This window comes from Pseudomonas sp. AA-38, assembly GCF_029457475.1.
Classification (GTDB): domain Bacteria; phylum Pseudomonadota; class Gammaproteobacteria; order Pseudomonadales; family Pseudomonadaceae; genus Aquipseudomonas.
In genome coordinates, this window is sequence record NZ_CP120359.1 from 4,439,534 (window position 1) to 4,466,021 (window position 26,488).

The 26,488-nt window shown below is 64.2% G+C and carries 25 protein-coding genes and 1 other RNA gene; 6 read left to right on the forward strand and 20 right to left on the reverse strand.

The window, feature by feature from the left end; all coding sequences use genetic code 11:
- Positions 1-3 precede the first annotated feature (3 nt).
- From PVE35_RS20415 to PVE35_RS20485, 15 genes are all read right to left on the reverse strand, one after another.
- Positions 4-945 carry a D-alanine--D-alanine ligase gene (locus tag PVE35_RS20415; RefSeq protein ID WP_277372814.1) on the reverse strand — a complete coding sequence of 314 codons (942 nt, stop codon included), beginning with the start codon at positions 943-945 and terminating at the stop codon, positions 4-6.
- Entirely contained in the window at positions 942-2,342 is a 1,401-nt protein-coding gene (gene murC, locus PVE35_RS20420) for a UDP-N-acetylmuramate--L-alanine ligase (RefSeq protein ID WP_268184377.1), read from the reverse strand. The genes PVE35_RS20415 and murC overlap by 4 nt, the downstream gene beginning before the upstream one ends.
- A gap of 34 nt (positions 2,343-2,376) precedes the next feature.
- Positions 2,377-3,447 (reverse strand): undecaprenyldiphospho-muramoylpentapeptide beta-N-acetylglucosaminyltransferase, encoded by a 1,071-nt coding sequence (gene murG, locus PVE35_RS20425; protein WP_268178911.1) that lies wholly within the window; start codon positions 3,445-3,447, stop codon positions 2,377-2,379.
- A complete protein-coding gene (ftsW, locus tag PVE35_RS20430; RefSeq protein ID WP_277372815.1) occupies positions 3,437-4,669 on the reverse strand; it encodes a putative lipid II flippase FtsW in 1,233 nt (410 codons plus the stop codon). Before ftsW ends, murG begins: the two co-directional genes overlap by 11 nt.
- On the reverse strand, positions 4,669-6,015 hold the full coding sequence (gene murD / locus PVE35_RS20435) for a UDP-N-acetylmuramoyl-L-alanine--D-glutamate ligase (RefSeq protein ID WP_277372816.1): 1,347 nt from the start codon (positions 6,013-6,015) through the stop codon (positions 4,669-4,671). The genes ftsW and murD overlap by 1 nt, the downstream gene beginning before the upstream one ends.
- A gap of 6 nt (positions 6,016-6,021) precedes the next feature.
- On the reverse strand, positions 6,022-7,104 hold the full coding sequence (gene mraY, locus PVE35_RS20440; protein ID WP_268178914.1) for a phospho-N-acetylmuramoyl-pentapeptide-transferase: 1,083 nt from the start codon (positions 7,102-7,104) through the stop codon (positions 6,022-6,024).
- On the reverse strand, positions 7,105-8,475 hold the full coding sequence (gene murF / locus PVE35_RS20445; protein ID WP_277372817.1) for a UDP-N-acetylmuramoyl-tripeptide--D-alanyl-D-alanine ligase: 1,371 nt from the start codon (positions 8,473-8,475) through the stop codon (positions 7,105-7,107).
- Positions 8,468-9,931 (reverse strand): UDP-N-acetylmuramoyl-L-alanyl-D-glutamate--2,6-diaminopimelate ligase, encoded by a 1,464-nt coding sequence (locus PVE35_RS20450; RefSeq protein ID WP_268178916.1) that lies wholly within the window; start codon positions 9,929-9,931, stop codon positions 8,468-8,470. Before PVE35_RS20450 ends, murF begins: the two co-directional genes overlap by 8 nt.
- A complete protein-coding gene (locus tag PVE35_RS20455) occupies positions 9,931-11,658 on the reverse strand; it encodes a penicillin-binding protein 2 (protein WP_268178917.1) in 1,728 nt (575 codons plus the stop codon). Before PVE35_RS20455 ends, PVE35_RS20450 begins: the two co-directional genes overlap by 1 nt.
- Positions 11,655-11,948 carry a cell division protein FtsL gene (ftsL, locus tag PVE35_RS20460; RefSeq protein ID WP_268178918.1) on the reverse strand — a complete coding sequence of 98 codons (294 nt, stop codon included), beginning with the start codon at positions 11,946-11,948 and terminating at the stop codon, positions 11,655-11,657. Before ftsL ends, PVE35_RS20455 begins: the two co-directional genes overlap by 4 nt.
- Positions 11,945-12,889 carry a 16S rRNA (cytosine(1402)-N(4))-methyltransferase RsmH gene (gene rsmH, locus PVE35_RS20465; protein WP_277372818.1) on the reverse strand — a complete coding sequence of 315 codons (945 nt, stop codon included), beginning with the start codon at positions 12,887-12,889 and terminating at the stop codon, positions 11,945-11,947. The genes ftsL and rsmH overlap by 4 nt, the downstream gene beginning before the upstream one ends.
- A gap of 2 nt (positions 12,890-12,891) precedes the next feature.
- A complete protein-coding gene (mraZ, locus tag PVE35_RS20470) occupies positions 12,892-13,347 on the reverse strand; it encodes a division/cell wall cluster transcriptional repressor MraZ (RefSeq protein ID WP_268178920.1) in 456 nt (151 codons plus the stop codon).
- A gap of 308 nt (positions 13,348-13,655) precedes the next feature.
- An RNA gene (rnpB, locus tag PVE35_RS20475) (RNase P RNA component class A) lies at positions 13,656-14,003 on the reverse strand.
- Between the two features lie 105 nt (positions 14,004-14,108).
- Positions 14,109-14,975, reverse strand: a complete 867-nt coding sequence (rsmI, locus tag PVE35_RS20480; RefSeq protein ID WP_277372819.1) for a 16S rRNA (cytidine(1402)-2'-O)-methyltransferase — start codon at positions 14,973-14,975, stop codon at positions 14,109-14,111.
- Positions 14,976-15,233: 258 nt separating this feature from the next.
- Positions 15,234-15,842 carry a TetR/AcrR family transcriptional regulator gene (locus tag PVE35_RS20485; RefSeq protein ID WP_277372820.1) on the reverse strand — a complete coding sequence of 203 codons (609 nt, stop codon included), beginning with the start codon at positions 15,840-15,842 and terminating at the stop codon, positions 15,234-15,236.
- 115 nt (positions 15,843-15,957) lie between these two features.
- On the opposite strand from PVE35_RS20485, the gene PVE35_RS20490 reads away from it, so the two are divergent.
- From PVE35_RS20490 to PVE35_RS20515, 6 genes are all read left to right on the forward strand, one after another.
- A complete protein-coding gene (locus PVE35_RS20490; RefSeq protein ID WP_277372821.1) occupies positions 15,958-16,860 on the forward strand; it encodes a crotonase/enoyl-CoA hydratase family protein in 903 nt (300 codons plus the stop codon).
- A 281-nt stretch (positions 16,861-17,141) separates the two neighbouring features.
- Positions 17,142-18,824 (forward strand): AMP-binding protein, encoded by a 1,683-nt coding sequence (locus PVE35_RS20495; protein ID WP_277372822.1) that lies wholly within the window; start codon positions 17,142-17,144, stop codon positions 18,822-18,824.
- A gap of 294 nt (positions 18,825-19,118) precedes the next feature.
- Positions 19,119-20,927: a penicillin-binding protein activator gene (locus PVE35_RS20500; protein ID WP_268178925.1), complete on the forward strand. Its 1,809-nt coding sequence runs from the start codon at positions 19,119-19,121 to the stop codon at positions 20,925-20,927.
- Positions 20,924-21,283, forward strand: coding sequence for a YraN family protein (locus PVE35_RS20505; protein ID WP_277372823.1), 360 nt, complete (start codon positions 20,924-20,926; stop codon positions 21,281-21,283). The genes PVE35_RS20500 and PVE35_RS20505 overlap by 4 nt, the downstream gene beginning before the upstream one ends.
- Positions 21,284-21,309: 26 nt before the next feature.
- On the forward strand, positions 21,310-21,903 hold the full coding sequence (locus PVE35_RS20510; protein WP_268178927.1) for a phosphoheptose isomerase: 594 nt from the start codon (positions 21,310-21,312) through the stop codon (positions 21,901-21,903).
- Entirely contained in the window at positions 21,900-22,433 is a 534-nt protein-coding gene (locus PVE35_RS20515; RefSeq protein ID WP_268178928.1) for a BON domain-containing protein, read from the forward strand. Before PVE35_RS20510 ends, PVE35_RS20515 begins: the two co-directional genes overlap by 4 nt.
- Positions 22,434-22,530: 97 nt before the next feature.
- On the opposite strand, the gene PVE35_RS20520 is transcribed toward PVE35_RS20515, so the two are convergent.
- The 5 genes from PVE35_RS20520 to petA form a co-directional block, all read right to left on the reverse strand.
- Complete coding sequence (locus PVE35_RS20520; protein WP_268178929.1) at positions 22,531-22,947, reverse strand: ClpXP protease specificity-enhancing factor; 417 nt, start codon at positions 22,945-22,947, stop codon at positions 22,531-22,533.
- Positions 22,948-22,966: 19 nt separating this feature from the next.
- Entirely contained in the window at positions 22,967-23,584 is a 618-nt protein-coding gene (locus tag PVE35_RS20525) for a glutathione S-transferase N-terminal domain-containing protein (RefSeq protein WP_268178930.1), read from the reverse strand.
- Positions 23,585-23,796: 212 nt separating this feature from the next.
- Complete coding sequence (locus PVE35_RS20530; RefSeq protein ID WP_268178931.1) at positions 23,797-24,579, reverse strand: cytochrome c1; 783 nt, start codon at positions 24,577-24,579, stop codon at positions 23,797-23,799.
- Positions 24,579-25,790 carry a cytochrome bc complex cytochrome b subunit gene (locus PVE35_RS20535; protein ID WP_268178932.1) on the reverse strand — a complete coding sequence of 404 codons (1,212 nt, stop codon included), beginning with the start codon at positions 25,788-25,790 and terminating at the stop codon, positions 24,579-24,581. The genes PVE35_RS20530 and PVE35_RS20535 overlap by 1 nt, the downstream gene beginning before the upstream one ends.
- On the reverse strand, positions 25,790-26,383 hold the full coding sequence (petA, locus tag PVE35_RS20540; RefSeq protein ID WP_277372824.1) for a ubiquinol-cytochrome c reductase iron-sulfur subunit: 594 nt from the start codon (positions 26,381-26,383) through the stop codon (positions 25,790-25,792). Before petA ends, PVE35_RS20535 begins: the two co-directional genes overlap by 1 nt.
- Positions 26,384-26,488 lie beyond the last annotated feature (105 nt).

A 26,488-nucleotide genomic window follows, 5' to 3' on the forward strand; every position in this document is an offset into this window, starting at 1 on the left:
GGCTTAACCCCTCGCCTCGACGCTGTCGGCCAGGATCGCCAGCACCAGTTGCTGGAAATCCAGTCCGGCGGCGCGCGCGGCCATCGGCACCAGGCTGTGATCGGTCATGCCCGGAACGGTATTCACTTCCAGCAGCCAGAACTGGCCATTGGCGTCCTGCATCACGTCGGCGCGCGCCCAGCCCTGGGTACCCACGGCTTCGCAGGCACGCGCGGTGAGGTCTTTCAGCTCGGCCTCCTTCTCCGCAGACAGGCCGCAGGGAATGCGGTACTGGGTGTCATCGGCCAGGTACTTGGCGTCGTAGTCATAGAAAGTGTGCGGTGTACCCAGGCCGATGGGCGGCAGCACCTGGCCACGCAGTACGGCGATGGTGTATTCCGGGCCGGCGATCCACTGCTCCACCAGCACCTGGCTGTCATAACGCGCGGCGTCCTGCCAGGCCGCGATCAGCGCCTCGACGCTGTCGACCTTGGCCATGCCGATACTGGAACCTTCATGGGCCGGTTTGACGATCAGCGGGAAGCCAAGTTCGAGCGCAGCGGCCTCGCAATCGGCCTGCGAGCTCAGCACGGCATGGCGCGGTGTCGGCAGACCGAGGCTGTGCCAGACCTGCTTGGTACGCAGCTTGTCCATGGCCAACGCCGAAGCGAGGATGCCGCTGCCGGTGTAGGGAATACCGGCGCATTCGAGCAGGCCCTGCATGGAGCCATCCTCGCCACCACGGCCATGCAGCACGATGAAGGCACGGTCGATCTTCTCGCTGGCAAGGCGAGCCAGGAAGTCATCGCCCACGTCGATGCCGAAGGCGTCCACGCCGGCCGCCTGCAGGGCACTGAGCACGGCATTGCCGGATTTCAGCGACACCTCGCGCTCGGCGCTCTTGCCGCCGAACAGCACGGCGACGCGACCGAAGGCCTTGGGATCGAGGGTACTGTGCAGGCTCATTTCGACTCCCCGACGAACAGTGGGTGCTTGATCAGTTGCGGCGCCACCGCGCCGATATCGCCGGCGCCCTGGCACAGCAGGATGTCGCCGGCACGCAGCAGCGGTTTGAGCAGCGGCGCCAGATCCACGCCGCGCTCGACGTAGATCGGGTCGAGCTGGCCACGCTGGCGAATGCTGTGACACATCTGCCGGCTGTCGGCACCGGGGATCGGCTCTTCGCCGGCCGGGTAGACCTCCACCAGCAGCAACACGTTGGCCTCGCCCAGCACCTGCACGAAGTCGTCGTACAGATCACGGGTGCGGCTGTAGCGGTGCGGCTGGTAGACCATCACCAGACGCCGCTCCGGCCAGCCACCACGTACGGCCTTGATCACCGCGGCCACTTCGCGCGGGTGATGGCCGTAGTCGTCCACCAGCATCACGCTGCCGCCGTCCACCGGCAGTTCGCCGTAGACCTGGAAGCGCCTGCCGACACCCTGGAAGCCCGACAGCCCGGCGACGATGGCGCTGTCGTCGATACCCTCGTCGGTGGCGATGGCGATGGTGGCCAGGGCATTGAGCACGTTGTGGTTACCCGGCATGTTCACCGACACATCGAGCGGCTCGCAGTCCGGGCGCAGCACGGTGAAATGGGTGCGCATGCCTTCCTGGCGCACGTTGATCGCGCGCACGTCGGCGTCCTCGGAGAAACCGTAGGTGACGGTGGGGCGGCCCACCTGCGGCAGCAACTCGCGTACCACAGGGTCGTCCACGCAGAGCACGGCCAGGCCATAGAACGGCAGGTTGTGGAGGAACTCGATGAAGGTTTTCTTCAATACATTGAAGTCGCCGCCATAGGTGCTCATGTGGTCGGCGTCGATATTGGTGACTACCGAAACCATCGGCTGCAGGTGCAGGAAGCTGGCGTCGCTCTCGTCGGCCTCGGCGATCAGGAAGCGGCTGGAACCGAGCTGTGCGTTGGTGCCAGCGGCGTTCAGCCGGCCACCGATGACGAAGGTCGGATCCAGGCCACCGGCAGCGAACACCGAAGCCAGCAGGCTGGTGGTGGTGGTCTTGCCATGGGTGCCGGCCACGGCGATGCCGTGGCGGTAGCGCATCAGCTCGGCGAGCATCTCGGCGCGGCGCACCACCGGGATACGGCGTTCCAGAGCAGTGGCCACTTCCGGGTTGGCGGTGTTGATGGCGCTGGACACCACCAGCACGTCGGCCTGCTCGGCGTTTTCCGCACGGTGGCCGATGAAAATGGTGGCGCCGAAGTTCGCCAGGCGCTCGGTCACGGCCGAGGCCTTGAGGTCGGAGCCGGACACTTCGTAGCCCAGGTTCATCAGCACTTCGGCGATGCCGCACATGCCGGCGCCGCCGATGCCGACGAAGTGAATGCGGCGGATGCGGCGCATGCGCCGGACTTCGGCCTTGACCGCAGCGGGAGACTTAGCCACGGGCCACCTCCAGGCAGATGTCGACCACCGTGCGGGTGGCATCGGGCTTGGCCAGGCGACGCGCGGTGGCGCCCATGACAGTGAGTTTTTCCAGGTGCATCAGAACCTCGGTGAGCTGCGCGGCGAGCTTGGCCGCGTCAGTGGCATGTTGCGCAAGCAGGACGGCAGCGCCCTCCTTCGCCAGGTATTCGGCATTGCGGCTCTGGTGATCGTCGATGGCGTGCGGCAGCGGTACGAGCAGCGAGGGCAGGCCGGCGGCGGCCAGTTCGCTGACGGTCAGCGCACCGGCGCGGCAGATCACCAGATCGGCCCAGCCATAGGCCCGCGCCATGTCCTTGATGAAGGGCGCGACCTCGGCTTCGACCGCAGCATCGCGATAACGCTCCGCGGTGATCTCGGCGTGTTGCTTGCCGGCCTGGTGGAAGACCTGCGGACGAATCTCGCCAGGCAGTTTTTCCAGCGCGGCGGGCAACAGCTTGTTCAGCGGCTCGGCGCCCAGGCTGCCGCCCAGCACCAGCAGCTTGGGCTTGCGCCCGGCCAGCGGCTCGCGCGGGGTTTCCAGGAACAACTCCTCGCGCACCGGATTGCCGGTGGTGCGACGCTTGGCGGAAGCCGCGAAGGTGTCCGGGAAGGCCTCGCAGATGCGCGTGGCGATACGTGACAGCAAACGGTTGGCGGTACCGGCGACGGCATTCTGCTCATGGATGATCAACGGCACGCCGGCCATGCGCGCGGCCAGACCGCCCGGCCCGGTGACATAACCGCCCATGCCGAGCACGCACACCGGCTGCAGCTCACGCACGATGCGCCGCGCCTGCAGCAGCGAGCGCAGTAGCTGGAACGGTGCCTTGAGCAGGGACAGCTTGCCCTTGCCACGCAGGCCGCTGACATTGATCAGGTGCAACGGCAGACCGGCCTGCGGCACCAGCTCGTTCTCGATGCCGCGCGGCGTGCCCAGCCAGTGCACGGCATAGCCACGGGTCTGGAATTCGCGCGCGCAGGCCAGCGCCGGGAACACGTGCCCGCCGGTGCCGCCGGCCATGATCAGGACGTTACCGCGCATGACGAGGCTCCTCCAGGACGAAGGAAGGCGGCTCGATGGCGAAATCCGATTCGTCGAACTCCACATCCTCATTGCCCAGCACGTGACGGCTTTCCCACTCGATACGCAGCAGGATCGCCAGGCTGATGCAGCAGATCACCAGGGACGAACCGCCATAGCTGAGGAACGGCAGGGTCAGGCCCTTGGTCGGCAGCAGGCCGGTGTTCACCCCGATATTGATGAGGAACTGGCCGATCCACAGGAACGACAGGCCATAGGCGACATAGGCGGAGAACAACTGCTTGGCCTTCTCGGCCCACAGACCGATGTACAGGCCGCGCACGCAAACGAAGACGAACAGCACCAGGGTCGCCAGCGAGCCGATCAGCCCCAGCTCTTCGGCCAACACCGAAAACACGAAGTCGGTATGCGCTTCGGGCAGGTAGAACTGCTTCTGCACGCTGTTGCCCAGGCCGACGCCGAACCATTCGCCACGGCCAAAGGCGATCAGCGCCTGGGTCAGCTGATAGCCGGCGCCATACTGATCGGCCCAGGGGTCGGTGAAGGTGATCAGACGCTGCAGGCGGTATTCCTGAGTCTGTACCAGCACGAACACCGCGCCCACGGCCAGCGCCACCATCAGGCCGAAGCGCAGCATACCGACGCCGCCGAGGAACAGCATGGCCATGGCCGAGCCCATCATTACCACAGTGGCACCGAAGTCCGGCTCCAGCAGCAGCAGCCCCGCCATCGGCAGCAGGACGATGAAGGGTTTGAAGAAGCCCATCCAGCTCTCGCGCACTTCTTCCTGGCGTCGCACCAGATAACCGGCCAGATAGACCACCACGAACACCTTGGCGATTTCCGAGGGCTGCACGTTGAACGCACCGAAGCCGATCCAGCGCCGCGCACCGTTGACCTCGCGGCCGATGCCGGGAATCAGCACCAGCACCAGCAGGGCAAAGGCGGCCAGCAGCATCATCCAGCCATAGCGCTGCCAGAAGCTCATGGGGATCATCAGCACCACGCCGGCTGCCCCCAGCCCGATCAGCAGGTAAACGATATGGCGGATCATGTAGTACAGCGGATTGCCGGACAGCGCCGCCGCCACTTCCGAAGAAGCCGAGGTGATCATCACCAGACCCAGGCCGAGCAGGCCGAGGCAGCCGGCCAGCATGGGGAAGTCGACATCGAAGCCACGACCCAGCAAAGGTGAAGGACGAACGCGCAGGAAGCTCAACATCAGGCGAGCCCTCCCACGGCCTGGGCGAACAGGCGCCCGCGTTCCTCGAAATTCTTGAACATGTCCAGGCTGGCGCAGGCCGGCGACAGCAGCACGGCGTCGCCATGCTCGGCCAGCTCGCTGCAGCGCTGCACGGCTTCGTCCAGGGTTTTCACCCGCACCAGCGGCGTGGCGTCACCCAGCGCCTCGGCAAGGCGCTCGGCATCGCGGCCCAGCAACACCACGGCGCGGCAGAAGCGCGCGGCCGGCTGCTTCAGCGCGGAGAAATCGGCGCCCTTGCCGTCGCCACCGGCGATCAGTACCAGCTTGCCGGCGATATCCGCACCGAGGCCTTCGATGGCTGCCAGCGCCGCGCCGACATTGGTGGCCTTGGAGTCGTCGTAGTAGTTCACGCCGGCGCGTTCACCGACCCACTGGCAGCGGTGCGGTAGCCCGGCGAACTGGCGCAGGGTGGCCAACATGGCCTCCATCGGCAGGCCGACGGCATGGCCGAGGGCCAGCGCCGCCAGGGCATTGGACTGGTTGTGCGCGCCGCGGATCTTCAGTTCGCTCACCGGCAGCAGGGCCTCGAAGCGGAACGCCAGGCACTTTTCGCCGTTCTCTTCCAGCAGGCCGAAACGTTTGAAGTCGGGTTTGCCCAGGCCAAATTCCCAGCAGCTCACCTGGTCGGCGATCAGCGGCCGCGACAAGGCGTCGTCACGATTCACCACCACCTGACGCGCACCACGGAAGATGCGGTGCTTGGCCTGATGGTAGGCCGGCAGGCCGCTGTAGCGATCCATGTGGTCTTCGCTGAGGTTCAGGCAGGTGGCCACTTCCGCGTTGAGCTGATCGGTGGTTTCCAGTTGGAAGCTGGACAGTTCCAGCACGTACAGCTCGATGTCGTCGGCCAAGAGATCCAGCGCCGGGGTGCCCAGGTTGCCGCCCACGGCGACACGCTTGCCAGCGGCGGCGGCCATCTCGCCCACCAGGGTGGTGACGGTGCTCTTGGCGTTGGAGCCGGTGATGGCGACGATCGGCGCCTTGGCGTGGCGGGCGAACAGGTCGATATCACCGGACAGCTTCACCCCGCGCGCAGCCGCTTCGGCCAACGCTGGAGTCGCCACAGCCAGGCCCGGGCTCACGTACAGTTTCGAGGCGCGGCAGAGGAAGTCCACGTCCAGCTCGCCGCAACGTACTTCCACCTGCGGGTAGTCACGCTTGAGCGCTTCCAGCTCCGGCGGATTCGCGCGCGTATCGGCCACGGCAAAACGCACGCCCTGACGCGCCAGGAAGCGCACCAGGGACATGCCGCTCTTGCCGAGGCCGACAACGATGCGGAATTGGTCGGAAGCGATCAACGACACGCGTAATTACCTCAGTTTCAGGGTGGCCAGGCCGATCAGCACGAGAATCACGGTGATGATCCAGAAACGGACGATCACACGTGGCTCGGGCCAGCCCTTGAGTTCGAAATGGTGATGGATCGGCGCCATGCGGAACACGCGCTTGCCGGTCAGCTTGAAGCTGGCGACCTGGATGATCACCGACAGGGTTTCCATGACGAAGACGCCGCCCATGATGAACAGCACGATTTCCTGACGCACGATCACGGCAATGGTGCCCAGTGCTGCACCCAGCGCCAGCGCGCCGACGTCGCCCATGAACACCTGCGCCGGATAGGTGTTGAACCACAGAAAGCCCAAGCCGGCCCCCACCAGCGCGGCGCAGAACACGATCAGCTCACCGGCACCCGGTACGTAGGGAATCAGCAGATACTGGGAGAAATTCACGTTACCCGACAGGTAGCAGAAGATGCCCAGGGCACCACCGACCATCACCGTGGGCAGGATGGCCAGACCGTCGAGGCCATCGGTGAGGTTCACCGCGTTGCTCGAGCCGACGATGACGAAGTAGGTCAGGACCACGAAGCCGATGCCCAGCGGGATGCTCACGTCTTTCAGCAGCGGCAGGATCAGGGTGGTTTCCACCGGGCTCTGCGCAGTCATATAAAGGAAGGCAGCAGCGCTCAGGCCAAATACCGACTGCCAGAAATATTTCCAGCGGCTCGGCAGGCCACGCGAGTTCTTCTCGATCACCTTGCGGTAGTCGTCGACCCAGCCGATGGCGCCGAACGCCAGGGTCACGGCCAGCACCACCCAGACGTAGCGGTTGGACAGGTCGGCCCAGAGCAGGGTGCTGACGGCAATGGCAGTGAGAATCAGCGCCCCGCCCATGGTCGGCGTGCCCTTCTTCGACAGGTGCGATTGCGGGCCATCGTTGCGCACGGCCTGGCCGATCTGGCGCACCTGCAGGGTGCGGATCATCCAAGGGCCAAGCCACAGCGAAAGCGCCAGGGCGGTGAGCACGCCGAGGATGCCGCGCAGGGTCAGGTACTGAAAGACCGAGAAGCCCTTGTGGAACTGTTGCAGGTACTCCGCCAGCAGCAGCAGCATTTATTGATTCTCCCCAGCTACGTCGCACAGCGCCGCCACTACTTTTTCCATGGCAGCGCTGCGAGATCCCTTGATTAGTAATGTGCTGCCGGCCTGCTCGGCGCGAAGCGCTTCGATCAGCTCGGCCTGGTCGGCGAAGTGGCGGCCTGCGGCGCCAAATGCCTCGACTGCGTGACGCATCAGTGGGCCAACCGCATACAGCGCGTCGACCTTGCCCACGGCATGGCGGCCGACATCGCGATGGCCCTGTTCGGCCCACTCGCCCAGCTCGCCCATGTCCCCCAGCACCAGAACGGTGCGCCCGGAAAAGCCGGCGAGTATGTCCACCGCCGCGCACATCGACACCGGGTTGGCGTTGTAACTGTCGTCGATCACCCGCACACCGCTCGGCGCCAGTTGCGCGACGGCGCGGCCCTTGACCGGCTGCAAACCCTGCAGACCTTCAACCATCGCCGTCAGCGGCATGCCCAGGGCATGGGCTGCGGCGCAGGCGGCCAGGGCGTTGGCGACGTTGTGCTCACCCAGCAGATTGAGCTGGATACGCGCGCTGCCAGCCGGGCTGCGCAAGGTGAAACCCTGGCAGCCGCGCTCGTCACGGGCCAGATCGACGCCGTGGAAATCGGCGCGGCTGTCGTGCAGGGCGAAACTCAGCACCTGGTGCCCAGCGACACGGCGTTGCCAGATGGCGAAAGCCTTGTCATCGAGATTGAGCACGGCCACGCCCTGTTCGGAAAGCCCATCGAGAATCTCGCCCTTGGCTTCGACTATCTTCTCCGGCCCACCGAACTCGCCGACATGGGCATTGCCGGCATTGGTGAGGATGGCCACCTGCGGCCGGGTCAGGCTGACGGTGTAGGCGATCTCGCCGACATGGTTGGCGCCCAGTTCGATCACCCCGGCGCGATGCTCAGGCGCCAGCTCCAGCAGAGTCAGCGGTGCACCGAGGTCGTTGTTGAGGTTGCCACGGGTGGCCAGCACGGCGCCGCCCAGGCCAGCACGCAAGATGGCGGCGAGCATTTCCTTGACGCTGGTCTTGCCGCTGGAGCCGGTGACGGCGGCCAGCGGGCCGGTGAAGACCTGGCGATTCAAGGCACCGAGCTGGCCGAGGGCCAGGCGGGTATCGGCAACAACCAATTGCGGCAACGCCACGCCTGCGACCTCGCGCTCGACCAGCGCGGCAACGGCGCCCTTGGCGGCTACGTCGGCGAGGTAATCGTGACCGTCGAAACGCGGCCCGGTGAGCGCCACGAACAGTTGCCCGGCAGCGATGGTACGGCTGTCGGTGCCGACGGCGGAAAAGGCCACATCGGCACCGACCAGGCGCGCACTGAGGTCGGCGGCGACGTCGCTGAGCAGCCAGGATTTAAGCATGAGCAGCCTCCCAGGCCGCCAGGGCCTTGTTCGCTTCGATCAGATCGGAGAACGGCTGACGCACGCCCATGATTTCCTGGTAGTCCTCATGCCCCTTGCCCGCCAGCACCAGCACGTCGCTGGCTTCAGCCTGGGCGACCAGACGGGCAATGGCATCGCCACGGCCGTGAATGAACTGCACCTTGTCCGGCGCACCGAAGCCGGCACGGATGTCCGCGATGATCTGCGCCGGATCCTCGCTGCGCGGGTTGTCATCGGTCACCCACACCCCATCGGCCAAGCGTTCGGCCACCGCCGCCATCAGCGGGCGCTTGCCGCGATCACGGTCGCCGCCGCAGCCGAACAGGCAGAGCAGACGGCCTTCGACATGCGGGCGCATGGCTTCGAGTACTTTTTCCAGGGCATCCGGGGTGTGCGCGTAATCCACCACCAGCAGCGGCTTGTCGCCGCCACCGAGGCGCTGCATGCGGCCAGCCGGCCCCTGCAATTGCGGCAGCACCTTGAGAATTTCGTCGAGGGGGTAATCCATGCCCAGCAGTGCGCCGACCACGGCCAGCAGGTTGCTCAGGTTGAAGCGGCCGAGCAGATTGCTGCGCAGCACGCCCTCGCCACGCGGCGTGACCAGGTGGGCACGTACGCCGTGATCATCGAACTGCGCATCGCGGCAATAAAGGAAGGCGCTGGCATCGCTGAGGCTATAGCCGATCAGGCGTGACTCGTGCGTTTGCGCGGCGAGCTCACAACCAAAGGCGTCATCGAGGTTGATCACTCGACAATGCAGGTTCGGCCAGGCGAACAGCTTGGCCTTGGCTGCGCCATAGGCCTGCATGCTGCCGTGGTAATCGAGGTGATCGCGCGACAGGTTGGTGAACACCGCCACGTCGAACTCCAGCGCCGCGACGCGGCCCTGATCCAGACCATGGGAGGAAACCTCCATCGCCACGGCGCGTGCGCCGGCCTGCTTGAGCGAGGCCAGGGTGGCCTGCACCCCGACCGGATCGGGGGTGGTGTGCTTGCCCTGCTCCAGCGCGCCATGGAAACCGGTGCCCAGGGTACCGACGATGCCACAACGCTGACCGAGCAGATCCAGTGCCTGCGCCAGCAACTGGCTGACGCTGGTCTTGCCGTTGGTACCCGTAACACCGATCAGATGCAAAGCGCGGCTCGGCTCACCGTAGAAGCGCCCGGCGATGGCCGAGAGCTGGCCAGCCAGGCCCTTGACCGGCACCAGCACGGCACTATCGGCATGCATGGGCGCAGCCCCTTCGGCCTCGAAGGCCACCGCAGCGGCACCGCGGGCGATAGCATCGGCGATATGCACACGACCATCCTGCTGGGTGCCGGGCACGGCCAGGAACAGATCGCCCGGGCGCACCTTGCGGCTGTCCAGAGTCAGCTCACGCACCAGCACACTGCTCTCGGCAACAGGCAACAATTGATTGAGCGGCATGGGCATCAGTTGCGCCCTCCCTGACTAGCTGCGGCCACTTTCTGCTCGTCCGACGGCAGGTTATCCGGAGCGATGTTCATCAGACGCAGGGAACCAGCCATGACCTTGCTGAATACCGGCGCCGAAATCAGACCACCGAAGTAGGCGCCCTTGCCCGGCTCGTCGATCACCACCACCAGGGCGATGCGCGGATCCTGCGCCGGGGCGAAACCAGCGAACAGCGAGCGGTAGGCGTTCTCACGATATCCTCGGGTGCCGACGCTGCTCTTGCGCGCAGTACCACTCTTGCCGGCCACGTGATAACCCGGCACCTGAGCACGGAACACGCCGCGCGGCGCCTCGATCACCTGCTGCAGCATGCCTTGCAGGGTGGTCGCGACATCCTTGGGCACCACCTGCATCGAGCTCGGCTTGCCATCCATGCGAATCATCGACAGCGGCACCATGGCGCCGCCATTGGCCAGGGTCGCGTAGGCATGAGCCAGTTGCACCGCAGTAACCGACAGGCCATAGCCGTAGGACAGCGTGGCCGTTTCCGCCTCGCGCCACTTGCGATGGTTGGGCAGGTTGCCAACTCGCTCACCAGGGAAGCCCAGGCCGGTATCACGGCCGAAGCCCAGCTTGCTCATGGTGTCGTAGATGCGCTCACCGCCGACATCGAAGGCCACCTTGCTCATGCCGACGTTACTGGAGTTGATCAGGATGCCGGTCAGATCCAGCGCCGGCCCTTCGGTGCGGGATACGTCACGGATGGTGTAACGACCGATGCGCAGCGTGCCGTTGCCGACCTGCACCACATCGCTGGGCTTCCAGCGCCCGGTTTCCAGGGCTGCAGCCATCGACAGCGGCTTCATGGTGGAGCCCGGCTCGAACACATCGATCATGGCGCGGTTGCGCATCGCCGCCGGCGTCAGGCTGCGACGGTTGTTGGGGTTGTAGGTGGGATGGTTGACCATCGCCAGCACTTCGCCAGTCTTCACGTCGACCATCACCAGGCTGCCGGCCTTGGCGTCGTTCTCCAGCAGCGCGTTACGCAGTTCGCGATGGGCCAGGTACTGCAGGCGCAGGTCGATGGACAGCGCCAGGGACTTGCCGGCCTTGGCGTTCTGCGCCACCTGCACATCCTTGATCAGCTTCCCGCGACGATCCTTGAGCACCTGGCGCTTGCCCGGCACGCCGGCCAGCCAGTCTTCGTAGGCCAGCTCCATGCCTTCGCGGCCACGGTCGTCGATGTCGGTGAAGCCGACGACATGGGCGGCCACTTCGCCTGCCGGATAGAAACGGCGGAACTCTTCGATGGAATAGACGCCCGGCACTTTGAGATCGAGCACGCGCTGACCGTTCTCCGGGGTCAGACCACGCACCAGGTACATGAACTCGCGTTCCTTGTTCTGCTCCAGGCGCTCGGCGAAGCTGGCCGGATCCTGACCCAGCGCGGCAGCCAGCACCGGCCATTTGTCGCGCGCGCTCTGCAGCTCCTTGCCATTGGCCCAGAGGGTGATGACCGGTGTGCTGACCGCCAGCGGCTCGCCGTTGCGGTCGGTGATCAGGCCGCGGTGCGCCGGAATCGGAATGTGTCGCACGCTGCGCGCATCGCCATGGGCCTTGAGGAAGTCATGGTCGAGCACCTGCAGATCGAGCATGCGCCAGGCGATGGCGCCCACCATCAAGGCGAGCAGCGCCAGCACCAGGCGGAAACGCCAGGGATAGAGCGCGCCTTCGAGACCGATCATGGCTGCACCATGCGCACGGCGGCGGGATCGGGAATGTGCATCTTGAGCTGCTCGCTGGCCAGCGTCTCGATGCGGTTGTGCGCCGTCCAGGTGCTCTGCTCGAGAATCAGGCGCCCCCATTCGGCCTGCGCCTTGTCACGCACGCTCAGCTCGCCATAAAGGTCATTGAGCAACTGGCGACTCCAGTGGGCGCTGTAGGACACGGCCACCGCCGATACCAGAATGGCGAGAAACAGCGCCAGCAACAGCAGGCTGCCGCCGGGCATGGACTTGCCGAAACGCCGGCTCATCGCAGCTTCTCCGCGATGCGCATGACTGCGCTACGCGAACGCGGGTTGGCCTTGAGTTCGGCCTCGCTGGCGAATACCGGCTTGCCGATCAGCTTCAGGCGTGGCTCGAAGGCCTTGGGGATGATCGGCAGATCACGCGGCAGCTTGTCCGCCTCGCCTTTGGCCTGACGCTTCATGAACTGCTTGACGATGCGGTCTTCCAGGGAATGGAAGCTGATCACCACCAGGCGGCCACCGATTTCCAGGGCGTCCAGCGCCGCATCGAGGCCGCGCTCGAGATCGCCCAGCTCGTTGTTGACGTGAATGCGAATGCCCTGGAAGGCGCGGGTTGCCGGGTTCTTGCCTTTCTCCCAGGCTGGGTTGGCATCGGTCAGCACCTTGGCCAGATCGGCGGTGCGTGTGAACGGCTGCTCGGCACGGCGCTGCACCACGGCGCGGGCCATGCGCTTGGCGAAACGCTCCTCGCCGTACTCCTTGAGCACGCGGGCGATTTCGTCCTCGTCGGCGCTGGCGATCCAGTCGGCAGCACTGACCCCGACCTGCGGATTCATGCGCATGTCCAGCGGGCCGTCATTGAGGAAGCTGAAGCCACGCTCAGGGTCATCCAGTTGCGGCGAGGAAACCCCCAGATCCAACAGAATGCCCGAGATAGAGCCGGCCAGCCCACGGACAGCAACTTCCTCGGCAAGTTCCGCAAAACTGCGCTGTACAACGACAAAGCGGCCGTCATCGGCCGCCAATGCTTTCCCGGTGGCTATTGCCAGGGGATCCTTGTCGAACCCCAGCAGCCGTCCTCCCGGGCCAAGCTTGTGCAAGATGAGCCGGCTGTGCCCTCCACGACCGAAGGTGCCATCGATGTAGCAGCCATCGACGCGCACCGCCAGGCCCTCGACGGCTTCGTCGAGCAGCACGGTGATATGGCGGAAGTCGCTATCGGTCATGGTCACAGGATCAGGTCACGGAGGTCATCGGAAAGAGCACCTGGTTCCTTGATGGCAGCCAGGTCGGCTTCAGCTACGGCATTCCAGGCATCTTCATCCCAGAGTTGAAACTTGTTCAGCTGGCCAACGAGCATCGCTCGCTTGTCCAGCTTGGCGTAGCCGCGCAAGCGCGGCGGAACGAGAAAACGGCCACTGCCGTCGAGTTCGAGGTCGACGGCATTACCGATCAGCAGACGTTGCAGGCGGCGGTTCTCCTCACGAAAGGAAGCCAGCTCACGCAGCTTGCTCTCGATCAGTTCCCATTCGGGCAGGGGATAGACGCAAAGACAGGGATCGACGGCATCGATGGTCACGATGAGCTGCCCAGCACAACGCGCAACGAGCTCATCGCGATACCGACTCGGCATCGCAAGGCGCCCCTTGGCGTCAAGACTGATGGCGTTAGCTCCGCGAAACACGGCTGCGCTTCCCCTGTAATTAGCTTCCCATGCCCATAAATACCCACTTCGTACCACTTTTCACCACTCGCGCACACTATAGGAACGCAGCCGCCCCACAGTCAAGGCGCGCCAGAACGGAAAAATCCTTACAGGACGGAGATTTAGCGAATAAAAGCGAGGAAGAAAGCGATGCCAGAACAGGCAAGACTGTACAAAATCCAGCCAATCCATAGAGCTGAATTTCAAACTTAAAGTAATTTGTTAAGAGTAAGATTTTTTCGGTATCAAACCGACGAGAACTAGAAGCGCATCACAAAGGAAGGAGGGAGGAGAGTCGATCTGTAAGCCGGGTTCTGTCGAGGACAGCCATTCCTCTACGGCGTACATCACTGCACGCCTTTAGCAACCTACCCGGTTCCAGCGCGGGCCACGCCGATGGAACCCTATTTGGTCTTGCTCCGAGTGGGGTTTACCTAGCCACGGACTGTTGCCAGCCGTGCGGTGCGCTCTTACCGCACCTTTTCACCCTTACCGGCACTTGCGTGCTTAGGCGGTTGTTTTCTGTGGCACTTTCCGTAGGCTCGCGCCTCCCAGGCGTTACCTGGCACTCTGCCCTATGGAGCCCGGACTTTCCTCCCCCTTCTTGCGAAGGCAGCGACTGTCCGATCGACTCTCCGCCGACAAGGGTAACAAAGCCGCAAGCCGCAAGCCACAAGCTTCAAGCGGAACGCGTGCCGACCTCTGCTCTTTCTTGCAGCTTGAAGCTTGCCGCTTGTGGCTTAATTCTGGCGCTCCAGCGCCACCTGATAGAGCAGGTTCTTGCGCACTCCGGTGATCTGCGCCGCCAGCGCGGCGGCGCGCTTGAGCGGCATCTCCGCCAGGAGCAGGTCAAGCACGCGCAGAGCTTCGGCACTGACCGCTTCCTCACCTTCCGGCGCCTGCCAGCCGGCCACCAGCACCACGCACTCGCCGCGCTGTTGATTGCTGTCAGCAGCCACCCAGGCGCACAGCTCATCCAATGGCAGCCCCTTGAGCGTCTCGAAGGTCTTGGTCAGCTCACGCGCCAACAAGGCCGGGCGCTCACCACCGAATACCGCACGCATGTCTTCCAGGCATTCGAGGATACGGTGCGGCGCTTCGTAGAAGATCAAGGTGCGCGACTCCTCACGCACCTGCTCCAGACGCGCACGGCGCCCCGCCGCCTTGGCCGGCAGAAAGCCCTCGAAGATGAAGCGATCCGAAGGCAGCCCCGCCGCCGACAGCGCGGCGATCAGCGCACAGGCCCCGGGCACCGGCACTACCGGCATACCCGCGGCGCGCACCTGGCGCACCAGGTGGTAACCCGGATCAGAGATCAGCGGTGTCCCGGCATCGGAAATCAATGCGACATCCTCGCCGGCCTGCAACCTGGCGAGGAAACGCCCCCCCTGCTCACGCTCGTTGTGCTCATGACAGGCCGCCAGCGGCGTCTGAATGCCGAAGTGCTGCAGCAATCGCGCCGAATGACGGGTGTCTTCGGCGGCGATCAGCGCCACCTCGCGCAGGGTCCGCAATGCCCGCGCGCTGATATCGTCGAGATTGCCAATGGGCGTGGCGACCACATAGAGGGTGCCGGGCTGGGCACTGGTAATGGCGCTCTGACTCATGGGGCCTGCAGCCCCGCTAACTGATACATGTCTTTCTCCGCTATGAAGCCGCAGCTTACCTGATCCAGGCGTCCGGCCTCGTTCATCAGGGCGACAGCTTGCCTGCCAATCCAGGCGATTGCGACCCGACCACTGCCTATTATGCGTGCTCATCCATGGCAAACGAGCCTGGGCTCATCGAGGCCTGCATGCGAGCACCGAGCGTGGCCTCGTAGCAAGCGGCCTCATTCTCTCCTGACGCGGCCATACCGGCAGTCATCATGACTGTGCCGGCGTCTGGAGCAACGCTTCGACCGCCCAGATCCATTGGCCAATCAGCCTCTGGTCGTGCTCAGGATGGCTGACCAGGACGCTCGAGAGAGACAAGCCGCGCAGGAAAGCGATGCTCAAGGCCTTGACTGCCGCGTAGTTGGGATTGTCGACAATGGCCGAGAACAGGCTGTCGACCACTCTCTCCCGCTCGATTCGGGCATCGCGCTCCGCGCTTCTGACTGCGGCCTGCAGATCAGGGTCGGTTCTGGCCGCTCCCCAGAGCTCCAGCTCCGCCAGATAGGCGGGCTGTACGCTCATGCTGGCCAGGGTGCGGACGGCCCGCTCCACAGGATTCTCGATATGGCTCATGGCCGACTCTGCCCGGCGCACCGCCTCGTCGTTGCGCCGCACCAGTTCGGCGATGGTGGCCGACAGCAACGCTGCATGGGTCGGGAAGTGGTGCAACAACGCACCACGACTGGCTCCGCAGCGGCGCTGCACTTCCAGCGTGGTGGTGCGCGCAACGCCGCATTCGATCAATGAAGCGACCGCCGCATCCAGAAATCGCTGGCGCGTGGCCTGTGCCTTGGTAGTGAGGGGTGTGGCGTTCTGCATGAAGACTCATCAAAGAAGTGAATGAGACAAACAGTCAGCATTGACTGTTTATCGGCGGACTCCTACAGTCAATTCTGACTGTTCCATCCCCGAACGAACAACACTGGAGCCTCCGATGCCCGTCTTCACTACCGTCACCATCGAGCAAGACCCACAGTCGCCCCGCGTAGCCCGCCTCCTGCTCAACCGCCCCGAACGCCTGAACGCGATCACCGAGCAGACGCCCGGCGATATCCGGGCGGCGGTGGAATGGGCGGAGGCCAAAGAGGAGGTTCATGTCATCATCGTCGAAGGCGCCGGCAAGGGTTTCTGTGGCGGCTATGACCTGAGCGACTACGCCGAACAGCTCACCGACCACCCGTGCCAGCAGGAAGGTCATCCGTGGGATCCGATGGTCGATTACGCCGCCATGAAGCGCAACACCGAAGATTTCATGAGCCTGTGGCGCTGCAGCAAGCCGACCATCGCCAAGGTTCATGGCCATGCGGTAGCCGGCGGCAGCGATATCGCGCTGTGCTGCGACCTGCTGGTGATGGCCGAGGATGCCAGGATCGGCTACATGCCCACCCGTGTGTGGGGCTGCCCGACAACCGCGATGTGGACGTACCGCCTCGGCTTCGCCCGGGCCAAGCAACTGATGTTCACCGGCGATGTGATCGATGGCAGGCAAGCGGCGCAATGGGGGCTGGCCAACGAAGTGGTGCCAAACAGCGAGCTGGAATCAGCCACCATGGCCCTGGCCAATCGCATCGCCGGAGTGCCCAAGTCGCACCTGGCGATGCACAAGCTGGTGGTGAACCAGGTGATGCTGAACATGGGCATCGAACAGAGCCAGATGATGGCCACCCTGTTCGACGGTATCACCCGCCACAACCCGGAGGGCCTCTGGTTCCGCCGCTACGCCCAGGCCGAAGGCTTCAAGGCTGCCGTCGAATGGCGCGATAGCGGCCGACCGATTCCCGAGCGCGACGAAGCCCGTGAACGCATCCGCGAACTCGACCAGCGCCGGGGCCAATAACCCGGTAATTGGCCTGCCCGCCCTGAGCGATGCCGTACCCCGGCAGGTTCGACCACTCCACGCAGCGCTGCGGGCTGACCAAGGCTCGCTCGCAGCCTGCCTGCACGGCCCGCAGCGCGCCTTGCGCAACGAAGGAGACTTCTGTGTCAACGACCCTCCCGAACACCAGCGTCTGCCTGCAACAGCGCATGCAGTCGTGCCCTACTCCCTTCGACCTGCTTGCCTGCTCGGCGGCGCAGCATCCCCATCACCCAGCTCTCGAGTACCTGTGTGTCGACGGCATGGGAGCCGGCGCAACGCTCGACTATGCTGCACTGCTTGCCGAGGTTCGGGCGGTCGCCCAGGCGCTGGCGGCACGCGGCATCCAGCGCCACGATTGCGTGGCGATCCTGCTGCCCTTCGTGCCCCAGGCGGTAACGGCCCTGATTGCCGCCACCTGCTTAGCCGTCGCGTTCCCGGTCAACCTGTTGCTGTCGGCAGAGGCTCTGCGCAGTCAATTGGCACTCTCGGGTTGTCGTGCGGTGATCAGCATGGGGCCGCATCCGGCGCTGGATGTGTGGGAGCGCCTGCAGATGGCCCTCGACGGCATGCGCAACCCGCCTGAGGTCATTGCAGTCTCCGTTGGCGGCGGCAGCGGCACGGCGCAACCCTGGGATGAACTGCTCGCACCATCGACAGCGGCCCTGCCGGCCAACAACCCCGAGCGCGTGGGGTTGCTGATTCATACCGGCGGCACGACAGGTCTGCCGAAACTGGCCCGGCTCTCCCTGCGCAACATGGCCTCAGCCTCGCTCATGGCTGCGTCAGGCCTGGGCCTGGGCACTAGCGAGAGGTTGCTCAGTGGCCTGCCGCTGTTTCACGTCGGCGGCGCCATCGACGCGCTGCTCGCCACCTTGTCGACAGGTGCGACCCTGGTATTCCCCTCGCTGCTCGGCATGCGCAGCCGCAAGGTCATCGATGACATATGGAAGATCGTGGATGCCCAGCGCATCACCTTGCTCGCCGGAGTGCCCACGACCCTCGCAGCCATCGCCGAAACCTCAACCGAAGGGGCCGATCTCCATGAGCTGAGGGCGCTCATGACAGGCGGCTCACCTTTACCCCAGGAGCTGTTCCTGCGTCTGCAGGAAAAGACCGGCAAGCCGGTTTGCCAGCTTTACGGCATGACCGAATCCAGCGGCATCGCAACGGCGCAACGCACCGATGGCCGTCCCGTTTCACACAGCACGGGCAAGCCCGTGCCGAACGTCGAGATCTGTCTGGGGAGCCCCGACAGCGGTTTTCACCCAGGAGCCAGAGGGGAAATCCTGGTGCGTGGCCCCAATGTGTTCAAAGGCTATCTGACCGCCGAAGGGATCATGGGGGATCCCAACGGGAGTTGGCTGTACTCGGGGGATCTGGGCGAAGTCACAGCGGCAGGTGAACTGCGAGTGGTAGGCCGCGCCAAGGACGTGATCATACGCAGCGGCCATAACATCGACCCGCAGATGATCGAGGACGCCGCCCTGGCGCATCCGGGTGTGCTACAGGCAGCCGCCGTCGGCATGCCGGATGACTATGCCGGTGAAGTGCCAGTGCTGTACCTCGTGCCCCGAGCAGAGGCTGCGCTCGCGCTGGATGAGCTGATGACCTTCATCGCTGCCCGGATCGCAGAACCGCCTGCGCGCCCCCGCCATGTGTTCATGCTCGATGAACTCCCCCTGACCCCGTTCGCCAAAGTGGCAAGATTTCGCCTGCGCCAATTGGCCGTGGAATATCGCGCGAACGAGATCATCGCAGGCCTGGCGGCAGGTATTGGCGTTAGCTGCGACGACCCGGCAGCGAAAGAGATTCAGCTCTATGGCGGCTCGAGCATCGCACCGCAACGACTTGAGGAGATCGGGCGGGCACTGGCCAGGTTCGACCTTCGGATAAAGGCCTGCGACAAGGGCTGCGCGGGAGGCGATGAACCGAGAGAGCGCTGAGGGCAAGGCTCTGCGCTCGAAACGCCCATGGCGCCCGGCGCCATCGGCGAACCACCCTGCTTCCTCGATGGCTTCGGCATATACGATCGGATAGCCGCCAGCACCTTCGGCACGCAAGGCCTCGGCCATTCGCAGGTCGCACATCAGGGCGCGTCCAGCCCGCCCGCGACCGCGAAACAACTCGTTGCTTGAATGGGTGCTCATTCTGATGGCTTGCACACCCAGCGACATCGCGCCGATCTCAGCCCTTGGGTACAATCGCCGCTCGTTTTGCTCAAGTATCAGGATGACCCGATGATCGCTAGCCTGCGCCCTCTCTCAGCACTCTTCCTAGCGGGCTTGCTCGCCGCCTGCGCCAGCTCGCCCTCCAACAACCTGGGCCAGCTACCGCGTACGCCACAAGCCAGCATCGAGCAGATGCTGCAACAGGCTGCCGAGAGCAAGCCGGAACAAGCCGCCCTGCTGCGTCTGTCGGCTGCCGACCAGGCCTACCAGCAGAAAGACATCGCGCGTGCCTCGCGCATTCTCGAGCAACTCGACCTCAATGGCCTGCAACCGGCGCAGCAGATCTTCGCCAGCACCCTGAGCGCCGAGCTGGCCATGGCCCGCAAGCAGCCCAAGAGCGCCCTGCAGGCCCTGCAGCACCCCAGCCTGGAGCGTCTGGCAGAACTGCCGGTGGAGCAGCAGGTGCGCACGCAACTGGTTCGCGCCCGTGCCCTGGAGGCCGACGGCCAGATACTGGCCGCAGCCCGCGAGCGCGTGTTCATCGCGCCGCTGCTGAGCGGCCAGGTCGCCAGTGATAACCAGGAGAAAATCTGGGAACTGGTTTCCAGCCTGCCCCCGCAGACCAGTGCCGGTACCGACAACGACCTGGCCGGCTGGCTGGAGCTGGCCCGCCTGATCAAGGAAACGCCGACCCTGGAGCAACAGCAGGCCGCCATCGACGACTGGGTGGCGAAAAACCCGCAACACCCAGCCGCCGAGCAATTGCCGCAAGCCCTGGTCAAGCTGCGTGAGCTGGCCAGCCAGCCGCTGACTCGTGTCGCCCTGCTGCTGCCACAGGAAGGTCAGTTGGCCGGCGTCGCCCGCGCCCTGCGTGACGGCTTCCTGGCTGCGCACTTCCAGGCCGAGCAAGCCGGGCAGAACCCACCGCAGATCAAGCTGTACGACAGCTCGCGCATCGGGTCGCTGGACGCCTTCTACCAACAGGCGCAGGCCGATGGCGTGCAACTGGTGGTCGGCCCGCTGGAGAAGCCGCTGGTCAAGCAGCTCAGTGAACGCGAGAAGCTGCCGATCACCACCCTGGCGCTCAACTACAGCGATGCCGGTCAGGAAGGCCCGGCGCAACTGTTCCAGTTCGGCCTGGCCGCCGAGGACGAAGCCCGTGAGGTTTCCCGCCGCGCCTGGGCCGATGGTATGCGCCGCGCCGTGGCCCTGGTGCCGCGTGGCGAATGGGGCGACCGCGTGCTGGATGCCTTCCGCCAGAGCTGGCAGGCCCAGGGCGGCACCCTGATCGCAGCCGAGCACGTCGACCAACCCGTCGAGCTGGCCCGGCAGATCGCCGACCTGTTCCAATTGCGTGAAAGCGAAGCCCGCGCCCGTCGCCTGCAGAATACCCTCGGCACCAGCCTCGACGCGCAGCCGGCACGGCGCCAGGACATCGACTTCATCTTCCTTGCTGCCACCCCGCAGCAGGCCCAGCAGATCAAGCCCACACTGGCCTTCCAGTACGCTGGCGACGTGCCGGTGTACGCCACCTCGCACCTGTTCACCGGCGCCCACAGCCAGGCGCAGTATCAGGATCTGGAGGGTATCCGCTTCTGTGAAACGCCCTGGCTGCTGGATGCGCAGGACCCGCTGCGTCAGCAGGTCGCCGAACAGTGGCCGCAAGCTGGTGGCAGCCTGGGCCGCCTGTACGCCATGGGCGTCGATGCCTACCGCCTGGCACCGCGCCTGGGCCAGCTCAAGGCCCTGCCGGAATCCCGCGTCGACGGCCTCTCCGGCACCCTCAGCCTGAGTGCCACGCAACGCATCGAGCGTCAGTTGCCCTGGGCCGAGTTCCACGACGGTCAGGTGCAACGCCTGCCCGACAGCCTCAATTGAGCGCCCATAACGAGCTGGGCCGAGCCGCCGAACAGGCGGCTCGGCAGCATCTGGAACGTAATGGCCTGCGCCTGATCGAACAGAACTGGAGCTGTCGCCGCGGCGAGCTCGATCTGGTCATGCTCGATGGCGATACAGTAGTATTCGTCGAAGTCCGCGCCCGTCGTCACAGCGCCTGGGGCGGCGCCCTGGAAAGCATCGATGCCCGCAAACGCAACAAGCTGATCAGCGCGGCCGAACTGTTTCTCCAGCAACACGTTCGCTGGACTCGCCACCCCTGCCGCTTCGACGTGGTCGCCATCAGCACTGGCGATACCGCGCACCTCGACTGGATCAAGAACGCCTTCGACGCCTGACGGCCGCACACTCAAGGTTTTAACCGATGGACATGCAATCGCGAATCCGCCAACTCTTCCAAGCCAGCATCGACACCAAGCAGCAGGCCATGGACGTTCTGGTGCCTTACATCGAACATGCCAGCCTGATCATGGTTCAGGCGCTGCTCAACGAAGGCAAGATTCTTTCCTGCGGCAACGGCGGCTCGGCCGGCGATGCCCAGCACTTCTCCTCCGAGCTGCTCAACCGCTTCGAGCGTGAGCGCCCCAGCCTGCCGGCCATCGCCTTGACCACCGACAGCTCGACCATCACCTCGATCGCCAACGACTACAGCTACAACGAGGTGTTTTCCAAACAGATTCGTGCACTGGGCCAGCCCGGAGACGTTCTGCTGGCCATTTCCACCAGCGGCAACTCAGCGAATGTCATCCAGGCCATCCAAGCTGCCCATGATCGCGAGATGACCGTCGTGGCCCTGACCGGCCGCGACGGTGGCGGCATGGCCTCGCTGCTGCTGCCGGAAGACGTGGAAATCCGCGTACCGGCGAAAGTCACTGCACGAATCCAGGAGGTTCACCTGCTGGCCATCCATTGCCTCTGCGACCTGATCGACAGTCAATTATTCGGGAGTGAAGAATGAAGCGTTCCGCAGTTATCCTCGCCACCCTGGCCGTTGTCCTGACCCTGGCCGGCTGTGGCAGCCGCAGCATCGGCAACAAGATCGACGACCAGTTCCTCGGCCCCGACGTGGCCACCAGCATCAGCAACGCCAACCCCGACCTGAGCAGCCCCACCTCGCGCATCGTGGTCACCGCCTACAACGGCGTGATCCTGCTGGCCGGGCAGACGCCGCGCGCCGAGCTCAAGGATCTCGCCGCGCAGCGTGCACGCAGCGTGCAGGGCGTGAAGAAGGTCTATAACGAACTGCAGGTGCAACAGCCCGCCTCGCTGCTGGCACGCAGCAACGACTCGCTGCTGACCACCCGCATCAAGGCGCAGATGCTGACCGACAGCAGCGTCCCCAGTGCCGACATCAAGGTGATCACCGAGAACGGCATCGTCTACCTGATGGGCGTGGTCAACCGCGCCGAAGCCAACGCCGCCACCAACGTGGTACAGGGCGTCTCCGGGGTGCAGAAGGTGGTGCGACTGTTCGAGTACACCAACTGATAGCTACAAGCTGCAAGCAAGAGCAAGAGCAAGAGCAAGAGCAAAAACAACGGGCGCCTAAGGGCGCCCGTTTTACTTGCAGCTTGAAGCTTGCCGCTTATTTGACCACTTTCAGGCTCGGCCGCCCGCTCGGGCGTGGCGGTTCGCCGCCATCATCCGGGCCATCGTCTTCCGGGCCCTGCTCCTCGGCCTGAGGCGCGGTATGTGGCTCGGCATCGAAGACCATGCCCTGGCCGTTCTCCCGCGCATAGATCGCCAGGATCGCCTGGGACGGCAGGTAGAGGCTGTGCGCCACACCACCGAAACGCCCCTCGAAGCTCACCGCCTGGTTGTCCATGTGCAGGTCGCGCACCGCAGTGGGCGATGCATTGAGCACGATCTGCCCATCATTGGCGAAACCTGGCGGCACACGCACGCCGGGGTATTCGGCATTGACCAGCAGGTGCGGGGTACAGTCGTTATCGACGATCCATTCGTACAGGGCACGGATCAGGTAGGGACGACTGGAATTCATGGTGTCTCCTCCTCGCGCGTCAGCGCATGTCTCGTTCGACGCTGGAAAGGCTGGCCCGGAAGCTTTCACGGGCGAACTGGCGCTCCATGTAGTCGAGCAACGGCTTGGCCGGCCGTGGCAGTTCGATGCCCAGCACGGGCAAACGCCACAGTATCGGTAACAGGCAGCAATCGACCAGGCTCAGTTCTTCACTGAGAAAGAAAGGTTTGTCGGCGAACAGCGCCGATACACCGGTCAGACTCTCGCGTAGCTCCTTGCGCGCCAGGGCCTTGTCGGCCTCCTTGCTGCGCGCATCGAGAATCCGGTCGACCAGCGAACACCAGTCGCGCTGGATGCGATGCATGAGCAGACGGCTGTTGGCCCGCGCCACCGGATAGACGGGCAACAGTGGCGGGTGTGGATAACGCTCGTCCAGATACTCCATCACCACGGAGGATTCGTACAGCGCCAGATCACGATCGACCAGAGTGGGCACGGTGCCGTAGGGGTTGGCTTCGGCCAGCTTGGGCGGGCAGCGCCCGGACTCGACCTCGATGATCTCGACGCTGACGCCCTTCTCGGCGAGCACCAGACGCACCCGATGACAATAATGGTCGGCGGGGTCGGAGTAGCAGGTCAACCTATTGGTCACCGCCATGGCGATCCTCCTCGCTTTTATATTCCAGAAACACGAAAAATGATCAGAAGCGGTTTTGCCATCGCCCGCCACGGCAAGCGATGAGAGACGCAAACGCTTCGAGCAACTCCTGACTCGCAGGCACTTGCCATGCTAGGCAGCACCAGGATCCTCAAGCACAAAAACCTGCGCGCCCATCAGGGCGCGCAGGTTTCGGGCAGAGTCGCAACGACTTAGTGAACGTCCTTCCAGTACTCGCGCTTGAGCAGGTAGGCGAACACGAAGAAGAACGCCAGGTACAGCAGCACGTAGGTGCCGATGCGCTGGGACTTCAGCTTGACCGGGTTGGCCGAGTAGGCCAGGAAGGTCACCAGGTTCTTGATCTTGTCGTCGAACTCGGCCTCGCTCAGGGTGCCGGTGTTGGGCTCGACGACGAGTTGATCGCAGGCCTCATGGGTGATCGGCGTGCCGGTCAGCGGGTCGAACTGCTTCTTGCCGTCGGTGACCACCTGAACCTGCTTGCAACCGATGACCTGGTTGCCCTGCAGACCAGCCAGCACGTTGGGCATGCCCACGTTCGGGAATACCGTGTTGTTGACGCCCAGCGGACGGGTCGGGTCGGCGTAGAAGCTGCGCAGGTAGGTGTACAGCCAGTCGTTGCCACGTACACGAGCCACCAGGGTCAGGTCGGGCGGAGCGGCACCGAACCAGACCTTGGCATCTTCCGGATGCATGCCGTTCTTCATATGGTCGCCGATCTTGGCGCCGGTGAAGACCAGGTTTTTCATCATCACTTCTTCGGGGATGCCAAGATCCTTGGCAACCCGCTCGTAACGCTGAAACTTGGCCGAGTGGCAACCCATGCAGTAGTTGGCGAAGGTACGTGCGCCGTCCTGCATGGCAGCCTTGTCGGTCAGGTCGATATCGACCTTGTCCAGATGCACATCCTCACCACCAGCAGCGAACGCCAGAACAGGCATCGCAGCGAATACAAATGCAGCAAATAGCTTTTTCATCAGCCAGTCACCCTTTCCGGAACCGGTTTGGTCTTCTCCATCCTGGTGTAGAACGGCATCAGGATGAAGTACGCGAAGTACAGGACGGTGCACACCTGCGACAGCAGGGTACGGCCCGGAGTCGGAGCCAGCACACCCAGTACGCCGAGGATGACGAAGGAGACGCAGAAGATCAGCAGCCAGATCTTGCTCAGCCAGCCCTTGTAGCGCATCGACTTGACCGGGCTACGATCCAGCCAGGGCAGGACGAACAGCACGGCAATGGCCGCGCCCATGGCGATGACACCGAGCAACTTGTCCGGCACCGCGCGCAGAATCGCGTAGAACGGGGTGAAGTACCAGACCGGGGCGATGTGGGCCGGGGTCTTGAACGGGTTGGCCTGCTCGAAGTTCGGCTTCTCGAGGAAGTAACCGCCCATCTCAGGGAAGAAGAACACCACGGCGCAGAACACGAAGAGGAAGACCACGACACCGACGATGTCCTTCACGGTGTAGTACGGATGGAACGCGATGCCATCGAGGGGCACGCCGTTCTCGTCCTTCTTCTTCTTGATGTCGACGCCGTCCGGGTTGTTCGAGCCGACTTCATGCAGCGCCAGGATGTGCAGCACCACCAGGCCGAGCAGGACGATCGGCAGTGCGATCACGTGCAGGGCGAAGAAGCGGTTCAGGGTGATGCCGGAGATCAGATAGTCACCACGGATCCACTGGGTCAGGTCGTCGCCGATGACCGGGATGGCACCGAACAGCGAGATGATCACCTGGGCACCCCAGTAGGACATCTGGCCCCAGGGCAGCAGGTAACCCATGAAGGCTTCGGCCATCAGGCACAGGTAGATCAGCATGCCGAAGATCCACACCAGCTCGCGCGGCTTCTGGTAGGAGCCGTAGAGCAGACCGCGGAACATATGCAGGTAGACCACCACGAAGAACGCCGAAGCGCCGGTGGAGTGCAGATAGCGGATGATCCAGCCGTACTCGACATCACGCATGATGTATTCGACGGAGGCGAAGGCCTCTTCGGCGGACGGGGTGAAGCTCATGGTCAGCCAGATGCCGGTGAGGATCTGGTTGACCAGCACCAGCAGTGCCAGGGAGCCGAAGAAGTAGAAGAAGTTGAAGTTCTTCGGTGCGTAGTATTTGGAGAGATGGTCTTCCCACATCTTGGTGGCGGGGAAGCGCGCATCCACCCATTCCATGAATTTGCTCATCAGGCCTTCTCCTGGTCCACACCGATGACGATGACGTCATCCGTCTCGTAGCTATACGGCGGCACCGGCAGGTTCAACGGCGCCGGCTGGGCCTTGTAGACGCGCCCGGCGAGGTCGTAACGGGAACCGTGACACGGGCAGAAGTAACCACCCACCCAGTCAGGCCCCAGATCGGCGGGCGCCACTTCCGGACGGAAGGACGGCGAGCAGCCCAGGTGGGTGCACAGGCCAACCAGCACCAGCAGCTCGGGCTTGATCGAACGGGTCTTCTTGTCGACGTAGGGGGGCTGTACGGAAGCCTCGGAGTCCGGATCGGCCACGCGATCTTCGATCTTGGTCAGGTTGTTCAGAATCTCCTCGGTACGGCGCACGATGAACACCGGCTGACCGCGCCACTCAGCAACCATCTGCTGACCCGCCTCGATCTTGGCGACGTTCACCTTCACCGGTGCCCCGGCCGCCTTGGCCTTGGCACTGGGGAACCATGACCCCACGAACGGAGTCGCAGCACCTACCGCCCCTGCAGCGCCCACCACGGAGGTGGCCGCTACCAGGAAGCGACGCCGGCCTGCATTCACGCCGTCATTGCTCATTCAGTCGTCTCCCATCAGCTTTGTGGCCTGTTGTTCAGGCCTCTACTAAGTAAAAATCGGGCCGCGCAAAAAATTCGCCAAATGGTAAAGAAAACCCCCTTTTCT